Genomic DNA, 17109 nt, shown 5'->3' with positions numbered 1-17109 from the left:
ATGTTGGAGCGAAGCACCTTCGCAGCCAAGATTATAAATCGTCTATATAACCCAACGATCGCAACGCTCGTTCGTCGTCTGCCCAGCCAGATTTCACTTTTACCCAAGTTTCTAGGTAAACCTTACGACCGAACAATTCTTCCATATCTAAACGCGCTTCGCGACCAATGGTTTTAATCTTCTCGCCGCCTTTGCCAATCACCATTTTCTTCTGGCCATTACGCTCAACAAGAATCAATGCATTGATGTGGAAACCGTCGGTTTCTGGGTTGTAATCAAAACGTTCAATCTCAACCGTTACTGAGTATGGCAGCTCTTCACCAGTAAAGCGCATCAGCTTTTCACGCACAATCTCAGACGCCATAAAACGCTGAGAACGGTCAGTCACGTATTCTTCTGGGAAGTGATGCGTTGCTTTAGGTAAGTGATTACGCACGTGCTTACGCAGTACGTCAATGTTCTTACCTTGCTTGGCAGAGATTGGCACAACATCCACGAAGTCCATCTTCTTCGACATCTCCGCCATGTGTAGCATCACGTCGTTACGATCTTGTACGTTGTCGACCTTGTTTACACAAAGCACAACTGGGAAGTTCGATTTTTGAAGTTTGGTCAGCACCATCTCATCGTCTTTAGTCCAATGCGTACCATCGACTAAGAAGAACACAAGGTTTACATCACTCAATGACGAGTTAGCTGCACGGTTCATCAAACGGTTGATCGCACGCTTTTCTTCAATGTGAAGTCCAGGCGTGTCGACGTAAATCGCTTGGTAATCGCCGTCCGTATCCACACCCATAATACGGTGGCGTGTCGTTTGCGGCTTACGAGAGGTGATCGAAATCTTCTGACCCAAAATCTTGTTCAAAAGTGTCGACTTACCTACGTTTGGACGACCAACAATAGCAATAAAGCCACAGTGTTGGTTTTCTGGCGAGCTTGGCTCACCTTGTGATGCGAAAAACGCATCGATATCGAATTCGTTATCAGCCATTTGTTAATTGCTCAAGTGCTGTTTCAGCAGCCGCTTGTTCTGCCTTGCGGCGGCTGGTGCCTTTACCGATTACAGGCTTATCCACACCTGCTACTTCACACTCAACCGTAAACTCTTGGTTGTGCGCTTCACCTTTAATATTAGTCACTGTGTACACAGGCAGCGGTTTTCTTCTGCCTTGTAGGAACTCTTGTAGGCGAGTTTTCGGATCTTTTTGTGAGACGCCAGGTTTAATGGCTTCAAGGCGTGACTGATACCAACTCAGTACAATGCCTCGCACAACTTCAAGATCACTGTCTAGGTAAATTGCGCCAATAATGGCTTCAACCGCATCGGCTAAAATAGAGTCTCGGCGAAAACCGCCACTCTTCAATTCACCTGGACCTAATTTTAAATAATCTCCTAGATCGAATTCACGACCCAGTTCCGCCAATGTATGTCCGCGAACCAAAGTAGCACGCATGCGGCTCATGTCACCTTCGTTCACTTTTGGGAAACGATGGTACAGATCATCAGCGATGACAAAACTTAAAATTGAATCGCCCAGAAACTCAAGACGTTCATTGTGCTTACTGTTGGCGCTGCGGTGCGTCAGCGCCAAATTGATAAGCCCGGCATCTTGAAACTGGTAGCCGAGCTTTCTCTCTAGTTTATCAATTGGAGAATTCATACTCTCTCGATATTTGAATGGTTAGTGAATGCCACCGATGCGGTTAAAACGCACACCAGTTGGAATCCATGAAGGTAGAACACTATCTGCGCCACGATCAAACTCGAAGCTGATCCAGATCGCGACAGCTTTACCGACTAAGTTTGCTTCTGGAACAAAGCCCCAGTAACGGCTGTCAGCACTGTTGTCACGGTTATCACCCATCACAAAATACTGACCTTGTGGTACAACCCACTCTGTCGTTCCGCTGCGTGGGAAATATTGCTCCACGCGGTTACGCACAAGAGGGTTAACCAAAATATTGTGCTCAGCGTTACCCAATTTTTCATCCAGTTGGATCATTGGAATACCGTTCGAGCTAAACTGACTTTCTTCAACATTGCTCAGTTTAACTGGCTTACATGCCGATTCGCCTTGGCTTTGCACGCAAAGCTGCTTATCACTTGAATAACGCACGATATCACCAGGTAAACCAACTACACGCTTAATGTAGTCCACACTTGGTTGTGGTGGGTATTTGAAGACCACGATATCACCACGCTCAGGCTTACCAGTTTCCACTAGCTGAGTACGCCATACTGGGTCTTTTAGACCGTACGCGTACTTCTCAACTAAAATGAAATCGCCAACCAGCAAGGTAGGCATCATTGAGCCTGATGGGATTTGAAATGGTTCGTAGATAAAAGAACGTAATACTAAAACGAACGCGATCACAGGAAAAATAGAGACGCTATTTTCAACCCACCAAGGCTGACGCTCAACTTTTTGCAAGGTCACTGCATCCAAACCATTAGACGTCTGAGCTTGAATCTCAGCCAGTTTTTCCTGACGCTTTTTCGCGAAAACCAGCTTTTCCAATAGCCAAACAACGCCAGTTACCAAAGTCGCAATAACCAACATCAGTGAGAATGTATTCGCCATTAAATTCCCTTATCTAAAAATACGAAAGTGAAAGAGCCGAAACCCTTTCACTTATTTTAATATCTAACGTCTTAAGACCGACAAGTGTGAGACAAAGTTCAACTTTAGTCTTTACCTACGTGAAGGATGGCTAGGAACGCTTCTTGAGGCAGCTCAACGTTACCGATCTGCTTCATGCGTTTCTTACCTTCTTTCTGTTTCTTCAGAAGTTTCTTCTTACGACTTACGTCACCACCGTAACATTTCGCGATAACGTTCTTACGCAACTGTTTTACCGTTGAACGAGCGATAATGTGGTTACCAATTGCCGCTTGGATTGCGATATCAAACATTTGGCGAGGGATGAATTCTTTCATCTTCTCTACCAACTGACGACCGCGAGTCTGAGACTGATCTTTGTGTGTGATCATCGCCAATGCATCAACAGTGTCACCGTTAAGAAGAACGTCTACACGTACCATGTTCGAAGCTTCAAAACGCTGGAAGTTGTAATCCAAAGATGCGTAACCGCGTGATGTTGATTTCAGACGATCGAAGAAATCCAGTACCACTTCGGCCATTGGAATATCGTAAGTCACAGCGACTTGGTTACCGTGGTAAACCATATCAACTTGACTGCCTCGCTTTTCAACACACAGAGTGATTACGTTACCTAGGTACTCTGAAGGCACAAGGATATTACAACGCGCAATCGGTTCACGAATTTCTTCAATGTCATTGATCGCTGGTAGTTTTGCTGGGCTATCAACATACAGCAGATCGCCATCCGTCTTCTCAACTTCGTAAACTACCGTTGGTGCTGTGGTGATAAGATCCAAGTCGTATTCACGCTCTAGACGCTCTTGGATGATTTCCATATGCAGCATGCCAAGGAAACCACAACGGAAACCAAAGCCAAGTGCCGCAGAGTTTTCTGGCTCGTAGAATAGCGATGCGTCGTTTAGGCTTAGTTTGCCTAGTGCGTCACGGAAGTTTTCGTAATCGTCAGAAGATACAGGGAACAGACCTGCGTAAACCTGAGGTTTAACTTTCTTAAAGCCAGGTAGCGGTTTATCACAACCATTCTTCGCTAGAGTCAGCGTATCACCAACAGGGGCACCAAGAATGTCTTTGATACCACAAACAACCCAACCTACTTCACCAGTACGAAGGATATCGGTATCCACTTGTTTTGGCGTAAAGATACCAAGACGATCTACACCCCAAACTTGGCCCGTACTCATCACTTTGATCTTATCGTTCTTCTTCAGTTCGCCGTTTTTAATACGCACTAAAGAAACAACGCCAAGGTAGTTATCAAACCATGAGTCAATGATCAGCGCTTGTAGTGGCGCATCTGGATCACCTTCCGGTGCTGGAATCGCTGACACAATGTTCTCTAGAACGTCATCAACACCGATGCCTGTCTTCGCAGAACAGCGGGTTGCTTCCATTGCATCGATACCAACGATTTCTTCAATTTCTTCCGCTACACGCTCAGGATCAGCTGCAGGTAGGTCAATCTTGTTTAAGATTGGCACAACCTCTAGATCCATTTCGATCGCGGTGTAACAGTTAGCCAGTGTTTGAGCCTCAACACCTTGACCCGCATCCACAACCAATAGCGCACCTTCACAAGCCGCTAGAGAACGTGATACTTCATATGCAAAGTCAACGTGCCCCGGAGTATCGATGAAGTTCAGCTGATACGTCTCACCGTCTTTAGCGGTGTAGTTTAGCGTCACACTCTGAGATTTGATGGTGATGCCACGCTCACGTTCAAGATCCATTGAATCCAGAACCTGTGCGGCCATTTCACGATCGGTTAACCCGCCACAAACTTGGATTAGACGGTCTGATAGGGTCGACTTACCATGGTCGATGTGGGCGATAATCGAAAAGTTACGAATGTGCTTCATAGATTTAGGGTGACTAACTCTTTACAAATAGGGACAGTAAGAAACGCCATCTACTGACGGCATTTCAATCAAGTTGGCAGATTCTACCGAATTTCGTTAACGGGCGCACGTAATTTAAAGTACATACCCAAATAACCTTTAGTGGAGGGGGACAGCACTTACTGGATTGGCTCTCCAAGTACCCGAACGAGGGTAACTTGGCGCTTAGATTCATCTTCTAACGGACGAGAAACACGTTTTGCGATCCACATTCCACCAGCGGCAAACAATACCGATGCCAATATGATGATGCCTTCCCCGCCGGCTGTCAGCGGCGCTAATAGGAAGTGACCAAACATCGCACCGATAATCAAACCAAACAATGGCAGTAAATAAACCGCCATTGCTGATTTTATTAGGCTCGACTCAGGAAAACCAATCTCGACGACTTGACCTATTTTCACCGATTTATCCGTGCGCAGGTGCCAAGATAAACTCTTGTTACCAATGGCTTTAGTAACAACGCCCGTTCCACAGCTTTTCTGTGAAGAGCAACTACTGCAACTGGTCTGCTGTTCGCAACTTAAATCAATTTCGTATTGCTTGCCGCGACGATGCACGTCTGTCACGGTAGCCAACGCGGTCATCATTGTTATTTACTCTTTGTTACATTAAATGTGACAGATTGGGCTATACGCTGTGCTGTGGTCGGTGGAATGTCTCCTACAACAGAGATTTCATGTTGACCGCTCACAAAACTGTGTAGCGTTCTTCTGCCTTGGCGAACCAACTGCCCTTTTAACGAATGCTCATCTTTGTTTGCTACGTAAACAGAGAAGCTAAACAGACCATCAGAATACAGCTGGCTCTCCACCATTTGATTAGTAACGGCCATTCGATAGCGGTTGAGCTCGTTCGGCTCGAAACCCTCAGGGATCCAACCAACCTGCCAATTACTGGTCCCAATATCGCCTTTTGGCATGGTGAGAACAGCAGGTAATTGAACATCTTGCAGGCCACTCATTAACTCTGCGATTTTTGGGTTTACCGTGTAAGAAATAGTGCGATATTGTTCAAGCATCTCACCATCGCGGTCCACAAGGTCGGCACGTAACGGCAATTTACTCTTCTCATCGATCCATAGTACGTATGAATAGCGCAGACCGTCTTTAGGAACAATACGCAGCACTTGTGTTGCCACACCAGCTTCACGAGCTCTACCCACTTTTACATAGTCGTAATACAAGTTTAGCTCATCGATATTGGTGTTGAGCATAGGCATAGTCGGAGCGACCATTTTACCTGACTCGATGGTGAATGGTTCTAAACCCGTTTCGATATAACTTACTTCAGTTCCGCGACGAATCACTTCACGCACAGGGCCACTTAAGTAGACAAGATGAGCATATTGATCGTCACCATGCGTGGCATGACGATACAGCAACGGCTCAATGCTGTTCTTTTTGATAAGGATATAAGAGAGTTCGTAACTTAAATTCTTACTCGCCTCGCTCATTTGATGCAATAAAGCCTCCGCTGGCTTATCACCAGCAAAGGCTTGAGAAGACATCATACTGAACAGAGCGCAAGCGCTGATCAGAAATTTTTTCATTCAATATCCGGATTCAGATTTGCATCTTGTTGAGATGCATCACTGTTAATTCGTAACTGCAATTCGTAGTCTCGCAGCATAGCATGAACACGCTTGCGCTGCTCTTGCATATTTGCCTCGCCTACAGAACGTTCTACAGACTCACGAGTCAAACTCACTGGTTCTGCGCTGCCAGCAAACGGAACCGTCTGCAATACAGGTAATTGATCTGTTTGCGGCGACATTGAATCGCTACCACCGTACTGCTGTACACCTAAAATAACAACAAGCGATACACATGCAGCAACAGCAACTTGACCAAACTGCGTCAACCAACCTGGCAACTGACGTTTTGCTTTTTGCGGTTCTGGTTGCGACTCTTTTGGCGTATCCGCAATTGAGATAACATTTGCACTGTGCGAATCAAACGCACGGTGTGCAGGTTCATCTTCTAACGCTAACGCCACGCTTTCAGCAATATTCCACTCAGGTTTTGCTGGCGCTTCGCCTCGCATCACATCACCAATCAGGTGATAGTTCTGCCAAGCATCACGGCTCTCTTGGTCTTGCTCTAACTCTTGAATTAAAGCCTTATCGACCAATTCTCCATCCATGAGAGCTGAAAGTTTTTCTTTGTCAGCCATTATTTTCACCATAGTTATTACTTGTACTAGCGTTGCAAAAGAGGTCTGATTTTCTTTTCCACCGCCTCACGAGCACGGAAGATACGCGATCGTACCGTTCCTACCGGGCAATCCATCACTTCTGCAATTTCTTCATAACTCAAGCCATCGAGCTCTCGTAATGTCATTGCGGTTTTTAAATCTTCAGGTAAAGCTTCGATTGCACTGAACACCACCCGTTGCAATTCTTTGGACAACGTTAAGTTCTCAGGGTTCGATATTTCTTTAAGTGCACTACCTGTTTCGTAAAATTCAGCATCTTCAGCATCGACATCTGTCGCTGGAGGTCTACGCCCTTGAGCAACAATGTGATTTTTCGCAGTATTCACTGCAATGCGATACAGCCACGTATAAAACGCACTTTCCCCACGAAAGCTAGGGATAGCTCGGTAAGCTTTAATAAACGCTTCTTGTGCTACATCTGGTACATCGCCAGGATTACTAACGTATCTGGAAATAAGATTACATACCTTATTCTGGTACTTTGTTACCAACAGGTTGAATGCTTGCTTATCGCCATTCTGAACTCGCTCAATCAATACTTGATCGGTCAGCTGCTCGTTCATTCGAGCGGATACTCCTATTTGTTATGCCCCTACTCTTCTCAGATATGGGTACTAATTATGCAAAACGTAGTATTGACACCACTGCTTACTTGAGCACTATTGTGACCCTAACGTGAATGAGAAAGTTCCATGGTTTCTCAAGTTTTTTGTCATTGTTTTTTCACAGTGTGATGTCTGTACCCAAATGACCACCGCTGCCTGACTTTAGTCTAAGTTTGACAAGCGAGCATCTTGGAGGGAAATGGGTATAATGAATGATCTCTGTCCCAGATTGTGCTGGGTCGAGCATGGAAAAGCAATGGCATTGACAAACTATTACTTTTCATTTGCATGGCTAATGGCTATCTGAACACCGCGTTACAAATTATAACTTAGGAAGCATGCTCATGCTCTGCATGAAAAAGAAGAGTGGCTCAGTCACCGCCGTAACACGGACGTCGATAGGTCTCCCAACTTAGCCCTTAGCGACAGATGTCGCGATAATGGAATGCACATGGTGTGCAAATAATACACAAGGTAACTTTGTTACCTTAGCTTGGGATTATAAAAGTTATATGAACACAAATCGTGAACATGAGTGTGATGTATTAGTGGTAGGGAGTGGCGCGGCAGGTTTGTCGTTGGCTTTGCGCGTTGCTAACCACTGTAAGGTGATGGTGCTGAGTAAAGGACCACGCAGCGAAGGGGCGACCTACTATGCTCAAGGCGGTATCGCTGCCGTATTTGATGAGTCAGACACCATTGATTCACACGTTGAAGACACGCAAATCGCCGGGGATGGTATTTGCGATGAGGAGACCGTAAGGTTCATTGCTGAGCATTCAAAAGAGTGTGTACAGTGGTTGATTGACGGTGGTGTCCCATTTGATCGTGAAGAAGATGACTCTGACGATGAACCTCGCTACCACTTAACTCGTGAAGGTGGTCATAGCCGTCGTCGTATTCTTCACGCGGCAGATGCGACAGGTATGGCGATGCAAACCTCCCTGCAAGATAACGCTCACAACCATCCAAACATTCATGTTCTCGAACGTCACAACGCTCTGGACTTAATCACCGAAGACAAAATTGGCGGTGATAAAAACAAAGTTATCGGTGCTTATATTTGGAACCGCAACGAAGAGCATGTCGAAACCGTGCGAGCCAAATTTGTGGTTCTCGCTACAGGTGGTGCTTCAAAGGTTTATCAATACACCTCTAACCCAGATGTGTCGTCTGGTGATGGTATTGCGATTGCTTGGCGTGCAGGGTGTCGTGTGGCGAATATGGAATTTAACCAGTTCCATCCGACGTGTTTATATCACCCAGAAGCACGTAACTTCTTGCTGACTGAAGCGTTGCGTGGCGAAGGTGCTTACCTGCGTCGTCCAGATGGCTCTCGCTTTATGCCAGATTTCGATGAACGTAAAGAGCTTGCTCCGCGTGACGTCGTGGCTCGTGCTATCGACTTCGAAATGAAGCGTTTAGGCGCCGACTGTATGTATCTCGACATCAGTCATAAGCCTGCTGACTTTATTACGAAACACTTCCCAACCATTTATTCACGTTTGATGGACTTGGGCATTGACATGACTAAAGAGCCAATCCCAATCGTACCTGCTGCACACTACACTTGTGGCGGTGTCATGGTGGATAGAAATGGCTGCACCGATCTGAAAAATTTGTATGCGATTGGTGAAGTTAGCTACACCGGGCTGCATGGTGCTAACCGCATGGCATCAAACTCACTTCTCGAATGCGTGGTTTATGCTTGGTCTGCGGCAAAAGATATTCTAAAACATCACACTAACGTTGAGCTACCTTCACAGGTGCCATGTTGGGATGAAAGCAAAGTAACCAATAGTGATGAAGAAGTGATCATTCAGCACAACTGGCACGAGCTTCGTCTGTTTATGTGGGACTACATGGGCATTGTGCGAACTGATAAGCGTTTAGAGCGCGCCTTACGCCGTATCCAACTGTTGCAACAAGAAACACACGAGTACTACAGCAATTTCCGAGTGTCGAACAACTTATTAGAACTGCGTAACCTTTTACAAGTAGCAGAGTTGATGGTTCGTTGTGCGATGCAGCGTAAAGAGAGTCGAGGTTTGCACTACACGCTTGATTATCCGAACCAACTGGAAAACAGCGGACCAACAATTTTGGTTCCAGCTAAACAGCTTTAACTTTACCAATTAAACTATTACATCAACAGGGAGCATCAGCTCCCTGTTTCATTTCCCATTGGCGTAATACCAAAGATAGTTGACGATACTGCTCATCGTCACAGCTATCACGCCAAATCGTAACACTACGGCCAGATTGCAATTGGAATGTTATCTTGAATGGTGATGCCGATCTATCAACTCGCTGTAAATGACCCTTTTCGGACTCAATATCTTCCGAGTATTCGCCACACTCAAGGGCATCAAACCTAACCGAGCCATCGCAGTGCACATACCAATGCCCATGACTTGTAGGTTGAACAAGACTTTGGTTTGAGAAAGCCTTCACAATCAGTAATAACAAATAAGTCGATAATACGAGCGGAATGCTAGAGAGGATAACAGCCCAAGTCATCAATAAGAAAAGTACAACATTGAAGACTCGGGCAGTCAGAGAGGGAGAAGCAGTAAAATTAACGAACTTTGCTGAGGTTATGGGCGACAATTTTATCAACCATTGCTGCATGACCTAAATTTTCGCTACGGCCATGCCCCATTACCCAAGTAAACAGATCAGGATCATCGCATTCAAGTAAAGAAACAAAGTCACGCTGCTCTTGTTCACTCAGAGTATCAAAGCACTCTTCAAAAAACGGCATAATTACTACGTCAAGCTCAAGCATGCCTCGACGACAAGCCCATTTAATACGCGCTTTTTCTTCCGGAGTGTACATTCACTATTCCTTCATAGATGTCTTGTTGTTAGTGCGGAGTGTAACAAGGGATGTGCTACGTCACTAGTGTGCGGGTCACAATACGATAGTGAAAGCAGACAAATGTTGATTCGTAAATCGCTCCCCTAGTATCTCAAGGTTATTTGGGTATAACATAGCGGAAAAATATCTTCAAAAGGCATTGTAATTATGGAATGGCAAACTCGTTTTTCAGCATTACCTCTCTCAACTCAAGACGCGCTTCCAGAGTTATCTATCTCACTGCTGGATAACTTCGGCATGATCACCATGATCGGTGATGATAAAAAATCATACTTACAAGGTCAGGTTACCTGCGATGTTGTTTCTTTAGAACAAGACCAATCAACACTGGGCGCACATTGTGATGCGAAAGGCAAAGTGTGGAGCGTGTTCCGCCTTTTCCATCATCATGATGGCTACGGCATGATCCAACCAAAATCGGCGATTGACGTAGAACTTAGTGAAATAAAGAAATACGCCATTTTCTCTAAAGTAACGATTGAAGCTTCTGATGACGTTATCTTAGGTGTTGCTGGCGTCAAAGCCGACGAATTCATTTCAACAATGAGCGAGACAACTGGCAGCGTTCGCCCAGTTGACGGTGGCACAGCAGTGCAAGTTGCACAAGATCGCTGGTTACTGATATTAAGTGCGCCAGAAGCACAGCAAATCGTTGAAACTACCGACGCTGTCTTTACGACAAATGAGCTTTGGAATCGTTTCGATATTGAAGCAGGTTTACCATTTGTCTCTGCATCCGCGCAGAATGCTCACATTCCACAAGCACTTAACGTGCAAGCTTTAGGAGGCATAAGCTTCACAAAGGGCTGCTACACGGGACAAGAAACGGTAGCACGAGCGAAGTATCGCGGTACCAATAAACGTGCGATGTATATCGTAAAAGGTGCAACTTCTGCTCCATTCAGTGACGAACCAATTGAGCTCGAACGCAGCGTAGGTGAAAACTGGCGTTCAGTAGGTGCTTTATTAAATCACTACCAGTTCAGTGACAATCACGCGATTGGCCTGATCGTGCTGCCTAATAATCTCGATGAGGACACTCGTCTTCGTTTGGTTGCGCAACCAGAATGTGAATGGACAATCGAATCACTGCCTTACAGTCTTGATGATGAGTAATACAATCAATACTCCTTTGATGCAATTTCTCACAGACCAACACATTCCGTTTCGTCTGCTACCGCATCAAAGACCAGCAACGACCATTGAGGATGCCGCGCACCAACGCGGCATTCGCCCCTCTCAAATGGTGAAAGCAATCTTGCTACGAGACATGGGTAATCAATATGCACTCGCCTGTGCACCAGGTGATCGTAGCGTTGATCCCAAAAAAGTGCGCTCGTTACTGAAATGTCGCCGGATGACTTGTGTTGATCAAGCCGATGTTGAGTCCATCACTGGTTACAAAATTGGTACTGTCACTCCTCTGCTACTCAAACGTCATATGCCAATCGTGTTCGACCCCAGCTTACTAGAAGAACAGGAAGTCACGATCAGCAGTGGCGATCGCATGGCTGGACTGGCGCTTTCTATTCAAGATCTTATCCAATTGTGCCAGCCGACCGTAGCTGAGATCTGTCGTTAATCGTCTAAAAACAATGTAATGACATGTAGTGTTTCTATCACTGCGTGATCTCGCTCATATCTACAAAAATAGATATGAGAATTTTTAATCACATATAAAACATAAATAGTCACAAAGATAAAACTCGTATATGCTGAATTTGTTGGTTAAGTTTCAAACAAGCACTTAACCGATATAAAGTGAGTCAGCTAGCTGAGTGACAGCATTCATGCAGTTAGTTATCCACTTTTGTGTAATGCATCTGTGACTATTCGCCCGCTGAAGCGGGCTTTTTTTTACGTGGAACTTTTTCTCTTTCATTTCCTCTAATCGTTAGAACGTAAAGTGTGTTGCGCGAGGCACGACCTTAATAGAAACAACTAGCAAACAACCGTTTTCGTTCTATTCTTAATTCTGTAACAAAACTATTGCTTAATGCGTCACGTAAAAAGGAGTGTATTGGCGTAAGGGTTCCTTTAGAGAGGTTATTTTTGGGGTAATCCTCACGCTATTTAAGAGATGACACTGTCAAATTGTCTAAGACAACACAATTCTCTGACGCAACACCCTACATCTGTATTTAATACTATTGCTGTCACAATAATTTTCGCGTCCAGAACGTAGAATACCTAGGCTAGGTTAGATAAAAGGAAAGTAAATATGAGACTGTTTAAGCGCTATACACCAAGTATGATTGCTAAACATATAAGTCGTCTTTTTAAAGGAAGAATTTATATTTACGGGGTCGGTAGATTCGAGTTTGATAACGGTAAGTTAATACTGCCGGAGAAAGCAGAGCAACGCCATTTCCGAGCGGTCAAAGAGATCAATCAAGAAATAATGAAACTCCGATGCGCATATGCTTAGCAAAATGTTGATAAAACAAAGGCTGGATTAACCAGCCTTTTGTGTATTTGAAGTTTGCTTTGCACTTACTGACGCGCCAGATCCGGCAAGTGTCCCTTTAAACCAAGCGCGCGCTTCATGATCTCATCTTTCGCTCCCGGCAGTTGCCCCGCTAAACTCAAGCCAATGCCACGAACAAGCTTTTTAGCAGGGTTCTCGCCAGAGAACAAATCTCGAAACCCTTGCATAGTAGCGATCATCTTTGCCGCTTCCGCTTTTCGCCAACGCTCGTAGCTTCTTAGGTTGCGTTTACTGCCGATATCTTGCCCCTGCTTCCAAAGTGCTAATACTTCTTGAGCAAGACTGGCCGCATCTAATAAACCTAAATTCACACCCTGCCCCGCTAATGGGTGAATGGTATGGGCCGCATCACCAACCAGCGCGACTCGCTCGACAACAAAATCTCGCGCATAGCGCATTTTCAAAGGAAACGCAGCACGCTCTCCCACTACTTCACATAGACCAAGTCGAGCATCAAACTCACTCGTCAACGCTTTATTGAAATCATGTTCACTCATCGCCACTAACTGCTCTGCTCGATTTGGCTCCGTGGACCAAACAATAGAGCACATATCTGGTTGCGACATTGGCAAAAATGCCAACGGTCCGTGAGGAGTAAATATCTGGCGCGCAATGCTGTTGTGTGGCATAGCAGTTTTGACATTCGCGACCAAAGCATGATGACCATAGTCCCAATGCGTTAATGGAATATCCATTTGATGGCGAAGCCACGAATTCGCCCCATCGGCTCCGACCACTAATTTAGCGGTCATGGCTTGGCCATTATCGAGCGTCAGCCAGCTTTCTTGCTCACCGACCGCGAGAGTCGCGCAACGTGCAGGCATAAACATAGTGACGTTATCGAGCTTTTGGACTTGTTCAAGCAGCGCAAGTTGAATCACACGATTCTCAACAATATGCCCTAAATCAGGTTGTGCCATACTTTGTGCATTAAATTCAATGCTGGCAAAGCTATCTTGTTCCCATACTTCCATGCCATGGTAAGGTGAAGCTCGGCGCTGTTCTATGCCCTGCCAAGCACCAAGTTTACGCAAAATCGTCTCACTAGAGCGGCTCAGCGCAGACACACGAACATCGGGTAATTCTTTCAACGAATCATCTGGCACTTTACCTTCAATAACGGCGACACGCAGATCACTGTCTTTGAACGCGGCAGCAAGTGCCAACCCAACCATCCCTCCGCCGATGATGGCGATATCTACACTTTGCATCATTGCTTTTTATTACCTAATTCAGTGCGGCCGTTCATCGTTTTACCAAGCCAAGTGTATGGCGTAGTAGCGGCTGCTTAAAAATAGAAAGGTTATCCATCGCTGCTAAGGCAGTATTTCGGCCAATTCGCATCGCGGGTAAATCATTTGAAAAAACATGCACTAAGGCACTGGTTAGCCAAATAGTTTCGCTTCGATCTGCTTCTCTACGTTGACTAAAGCGCATCAGGCCTTGATAAAGACCCACATCCTCACTTTGCTGCACAATTTCTTCTGCTAGTGAGACTACATCGCGAATACCGAGATTAAAACCTTGTCCAGCTATCGGGTGCAGCGTTTGCGCCGCATTTCCAACAATCGCAAAGCGATGTGAAATATTTTGCTTTCGATGGCGAAGAAGCAATGGGTAACTTGCACGACGCCCCACTTTTTTCATCGCGCCTAAACGCCAACCAAAATCGTTCTGTAAACGCTGGAGAAATGCTTGATCAGATAACTCAAGAACGGCTTGGGCTTCTTCAGGGTGCAAACACCAAACTAAGGACATTCGATTGTCACTCATTGGCAATAAAGCAACAGGGCCATTTTCAGTAAAACGTTCAAAGGCTCTACCTTGATGAGGTTCTTGAGTCACAATATTGGCAATGACAGCCACTTGTTCAAAATCTTGCTCAGAAAGTTCTAGACCAATTTTCTGACAACAGGTCGAAACAGCACCATCTGCAGCCACCAGCAGTTTTGCTTCAAGTTGCTCACCACTTTTCAACGTCACATGGGTACAGTTTTGCTCGCGCTCGATATCGGTAACGGAGTCAGGACAAAACAGCGTAATTGACTCGCTACTGTCTAATAATTCTTGATATACACGCCCAACATCGGCTAATTCTACAACATACCCTAGAGCTTCAACCCCAACCTCTTGCTTGGTAATCTCCGTCATCCCAGCATGAGAGCGGTCAGAAACGTGGATATGTTCAATAGGTGTGACAAACGGTTCTAACGAAGTCCAGAGCTGTAGTTGACGCAACAGATTGACAGTACCGTAAGACAATGCGATTGAGCGAGAGTCAAAACCAGGGTGCATATCTGATTGTGCTTTAAAAGGCTCAACAACGGCAATGCGGAGCTTTCCCTGAGACAAATGGTCAATCGCCAATGCTAACGTTGCACCAGCCATGGCACCACCAGCAATGACTACATCATATTGCTTCATACTAACCTCTGGACAGTCTACGATTAGTGAATAGTAGGTTTTTTGTCGCTGCTTTCAGGGCGAACACCAAATTCAGCATGAATCGTTAGTACACAAGCTTTGATGTGCTCAATCACTTGCTCTAGCAATTGCGCTTGTTCACCAAGATCGTCATCTTCATCGATGCCTAATTTGGCAATCTCTTCTAGGTCAGCCAGTGCTTCTTTAGCGTCATCAGATGCTTTATTAAGCGCAACGCCTGCTAGACCTAACCCAGAAATAAAGTGGTTTACAAAGTCGGACACACTGTCGGCTAATGCGAATAAGCCTTCTTCGCCCGGCTCATCTGGCAATAGTAAAGACAGCTCCATTGATGTGCCAGTAAGCTCATTAACAGTAACGTTGAATATGCTCTGAGCAAAAGTGAGTGCTGTCGAGGGCCACCCCATCCCATCATTGGTGTAGTCAAAAAGAATCGGCTGCCAAGTTTGATCATTGATCGCCAATCCACCACTTAACATGCCAACAAATAAGCCATGTAACTCCGCCGGTGTCACTGCTAGGCTTGCCGATTGCAGTTCAGCAGCAATAGATTGGTATTCAGGAAGGGTGATTTCACTCATAACTTGGCTCATTCTTACGTAATAATGTATTGGTATATCCTACCATCAAGGTTAGTGGTCTGAAACGGCTATCAAATTCAATTTTGGACAGCATTTGTTCAATTTGCCCAATTCCTGTGTGATCTCGTCATCATTTCTCTTTCTGTGATGGGAAATGCTTGAATCTTAATAGCGGTTTTCCTATAGTTTGCTCCTCGGTAGTTGTATGAAGCAACACCTTAGATAGCGCGAATATAGAGTTTATTCATCATGAGCAATCAAGCGATCGACGTTGAAATATTAGGCAAACTTACACGAGTGAATTGTCCGACAGGACAAGAAGAGTCTCTTGTTGCAGCGGCAAAAGATCTGGATCGCCGATTGAAAGAAATGAGCGAACGTACTAAGGTAACCAATGAAATCCAACTGCTGACCTTTGCTGCATTGAATATTTGCTATGAGTTGCACACCAAGTCATACGAATCCAATGGTCAACAGCAAGAAATTACTGAGCGAATGGAAAAGCTCACCGCGTCTTTAGAGAACGCACTAAGCAAAGTTACGCAAGGACAGCAGTAAATACAAAATTTACCCTGGGGTGTGCGTCAGCAGGATTTAAGTCCCTGAGCCGATAAGCAATACCTAAGGGTTAGTATTTGGTAACTATTGAGCAAGCTCGGCATGCACCGAGAAGCCTACGGTTGTCATTGCTGATCCGCCTTGAACCAGCTGGTTCAAGGGCCACAATCCTCAACGGCACCCTGGGGTATTCTCTCTATGTCAGACCTCTCTCGACAAGACTTCCGCAAACTGATTCGTGAAAAGCGCAACGCTCTGTGCAGTGATACACAATACCAAGCGGGAATCGACCTTATTACTCAATTTTCCCAACTTCCTGAAATCGATCAGGCGCAACATATTGCCATCTACCTTTCTGCAGACGGTGAGCTTGATACTAAACCGCTCATTGAATGGTTATGGCAACAGGGAAAATCGGTTTATCTGCCCGTCATCCACCCCTTTTCTAAAGGTCAGTTACTGTTTCTTCAGTATATAAGTGATGAACAGCTCGTCTACAACAAGTACGGCATCTTAGAGCCCAAGCTCGATATCAGACACCTCAAACCCGTTCGCCAGCTTGATTTAATCTGCACGCCTTTAGTTGGGTTCGACAGTATCGGACACCGCTTAGGCATGGGCGGAGGGTACTACGATCGTACTCTGTCACGTTGGTTTATAACTGGAGAGGGAGCTAAACCTGTTGGTATCGCTCATGACTGCCAACATGTAGAACGCTTACCAATTGAAAGCTGGGACATTCCATTACCTAAGATCGTGACCCCAAGCCAAATATGGCAATGGGAAAGTGACAAGTAAGCCGCTATAATCAC

Annotated in this window: 19 protein-coding genes and 1 other RNA gene; 7 read left to right on the top strand and 13 right to left on the bottom strand. The window is 45.3% G+C overall.

The window, feature by feature from the left end:
• Window positions 1-31: 31 nt before the first annotated feature.
• The 8 genes from era to rpoE form a co-directional block, all read right to left on the bottom strand.
• On the bottom strand, window positions 32-994 hold the full coding sequence (gene era / locus UQW94_RS10225) for a GTPase Era (protein ID WP_005380931.1): 963 nt from the start codon (window positions 992-994) through the stop codon (window positions 32-34).
• Entirely contained in the window at window positions 987-1664 is a 678-nt protein-coding gene (gene rnc, locus UQW94_RS10220) for a ribonuclease III (RefSeq protein ID WP_005380932.1), read from the bottom strand. The genes era and rnc overlap by 8 nt, the downstream gene beginning before the upstream one ends.
• Window positions 1665-1685: 21 nt before the next feature.
• A complete protein-coding gene (gene lepB, locus UQW94_RS10215; RefSeq protein ID WP_171343182.1) occupies window positions 1686-2585 on the bottom strand; it encodes a signal peptidase I in 900 nt (299 codons plus the stop codon).
• Window positions 2586-2689: 104 nt separating this feature from the next.
• Window positions 2690-4483, bottom strand: a complete 1794-nt coding sequence (lepA, locus tag UQW94_RS10210; protein WP_005384577.1) for a translation elongation factor 4 — start codon at window positions 4481-4483, stop codon at window positions 2690-2692.
• A gap of 158 nt (window positions 4484-4641) precedes the next feature.
• On the bottom strand, window positions 4642-5112 hold the full coding sequence (locus UQW94_RS10205) for a SoxR reducing system RseC family protein (RefSeq protein ID WP_005384575.1): 471 nt from the start codon (window positions 5110-5112) through the stop codon (window positions 4642-4644).
• A 2-nt stretch (window positions 5113-5114) separates the two neighbouring features.
• On the bottom strand, window positions 5115-6074 hold the full coding sequence (gene rseB, locus UQW94_RS10200) for a sigma-E factor regulatory protein RseB (RefSeq protein ID WP_005380941.1): 960 nt from the start codon (window positions 6072-6074) through the stop codon (window positions 5115-5117).
• Window positions 6071-6697 carry a sigma-E factor negative regulatory protein gene (locus tag UQW94_RS10195; RefSeq protein WP_005380944.1) on the bottom strand — a complete coding sequence of 209 codons (627 nt, stop codon included), beginning with the start codon at window positions 6695-6697 and terminating at the stop codon, window positions 6071-6073. Before UQW94_RS10195 ends, rseB begins: the two co-directional genes overlap by 4 nt.
• A gap of 26 nt (window positions 6698-6723) precedes the next feature.
• Entirely contained in the window at window positions 6724-7302 is a 579-nt protein-coding gene (gene rpoE / locus UQW94_RS10190) for an RNA polymerase sigma factor RpoE (RefSeq protein ID WP_005380946.1), read from the bottom strand.
• Window positions 7303-7856: 554 nt separating this feature from the next.
• Between rpoE and nadB the strand changes: the two genes are divergently transcribed.
• Window positions 7857-9470 carry an L-aspartate oxidase gene (gene nadB, locus UQW94_RS10185; RefSeq protein WP_005380947.1) on the top strand — a complete coding sequence of 538 codons (1614 nt, stop codon included), beginning with the start codon at window positions 7857-7859 and terminating at the stop codon, window positions 9468-9470.
• 22 nt (window positions 9471-9492) lie between these two features.
• Here nadB and UQW94_RS10180 read toward each other — a convergent pair whose 3' ends face one another.
• On the bottom strand, window positions 9493-9975 hold the full coding sequence (locus tag UQW94_RS10180; protein ID WP_309304495.1) for a protein YgfX: 483 nt from the start codon (window positions 9973-9975) through the stop codon (window positions 9493-9495).
• Entirely contained in the window at window positions 9923-10183 is a 261-nt protein-coding gene (locus UQW94_RS10175) for a succinate dehydrogenase assembly factor 2 (RefSeq protein ID WP_005380951.1), read from the bottom strand. The genes UQW94_RS10180 and UQW94_RS10175 overlap by 53 nt, the downstream gene beginning before the upstream one ends.
• Window positions 10184-10372: 189 nt before the next feature.
• On the opposite strand from UQW94_RS10175, the gene ygfZ reads away from it, so the two are divergent.
• The 3 genes from ygfZ to UQW94_RS10160 all read left to right on the top strand — a co-directional run bounded on the left by ygfZ (window position 10373) and on the right by UQW94_RS10160 (window position 12653).
• Complete coding sequence (ygfZ, locus tag UQW94_RS10170) at window positions 10373-11341, top strand: tRNA-modifying protein YgfZ (protein ID WP_238762462.1); 969 nt, start codon at window positions 10373-10375, stop codon at window positions 11339-11341.
• The gene (locus UQW94_RS10165; RefSeq protein WP_005384562.1) at window positions 11334-11807 is read left to right on the top strand and encodes an aminoacyl-tRNA deacylase; all 474 of its coding nucleotides are present in this window, start codon (window positions 11334-11336) and stop codon (window positions 11805-11807) included. Before ygfZ ends, UQW94_RS10165 begins: the two co-directional genes overlap by 8 nt.
• Before the next feature lie 639 nt (window positions 11808-12446).
• Window positions 12447-12653, top strand: a complete 207-nt coding sequence (locus tag UQW94_RS10160; protein WP_005380970.1) for a DUF1107 domain-containing protein — start codon at window positions 12447-12449, stop codon at window positions 12651-12653.
• Between the two features lie 65 nt (window positions 12654-12718).
• Here the strand turns inward: UQW94_RS10160 and UQW94_RS10155 are convergent, their stop codons facing one another.
• From UQW94_RS10155 to UQW94_RS10145, 3 genes are read right to left on the bottom strand one after another with little or no spacing between them, the layout of a single operon-like run.
• Window positions 12719-13927: an FAD-dependent 2-octaprenylphenol hydroxylase gene (locus UQW94_RS10155; protein WP_033907445.1), complete on the bottom strand. Its 1209-nt coding sequence runs from the start codon at window positions 13925-13927 to the stop codon at window positions 12719-12721.
• A gap of 31 nt (window positions 13928-13958) precedes the next feature.
• Entirely contained in the window at window positions 13959-15137 is a 1179-nt protein-coding gene (ubiH, locus tag UQW94_RS10150) for a 2-octaprenyl-6-methoxyphenyl hydroxylase (protein WP_258586506.1), read from the bottom strand.
• Between the two features lie 23 nt (window positions 15138-15160).
• The gene (locus tag UQW94_RS10145) at window positions 15161-15739 is read right to left on the bottom strand and encodes a YecA family protein (RefSeq protein WP_005380976.1); all 579 of its coding nucleotides are present in this window, start codon (window positions 15737-15739) and stop codon (window positions 15161-15163) included.
• A gap of 249 nt (window positions 15740-15988) precedes the next feature.
• Here UQW94_RS10145 and UQW94_RS10140 point away from each other — a divergent pair, with 249 nt between their 5' ends.
• The 3 genes from UQW94_RS10140 to UQW94_RS10130 all read left to right on the top strand — a co-directional run bounded on the left by UQW94_RS10140 (window position 15989) and on the right by UQW94_RS10130 (window position 17095).
• Window positions 15989-16297: a cell division protein ZapA gene (locus UQW94_RS10140; RefSeq protein WP_005384553.1), complete on the top strand. Its 309-nt coding sequence runs from the start codon at window positions 15989-15991 to the stop codon at window positions 16295-16297.
• Window positions 16298-16305: 8 nt separating this feature from the next.
• A non-coding RNA gene (gene ssrS, locus UQW94_RS10135) (6S RNA) lies at window positions 16306-16490 on the top strand.
• A 5-nt stretch (window positions 16491-16495) separates the two neighbouring features.
• Window positions 16496-17095 carry a 5-formyltetrahydrofolate cyclo-ligase gene (locus UQW94_RS10130; protein ID WP_005384552.1) on the top strand — a complete coding sequence of 200 codons (600 nt, stop codon included), beginning with the start codon at window positions 16496-16498 and terminating at the stop codon, window positions 17093-17095.
• The last annotated feature ends 14 nt before the right edge of the window (window positions 17096-17109 follow it).

Source organism: Vibrio sp. PBL-C16, assembly GCF_034321865.1.
GTDB classification, from domain to species: Bacteria; Pseudomonadota; Gammaproteobacteria; order Enterobacterales; family Vibrionaceae; genus Vibrio; species Vibrio alginolyticus.
Note: the sequence above shows the minus strand (reverse complement) of the source record. Positions and strands in the feature narration are given on the sequence as shown.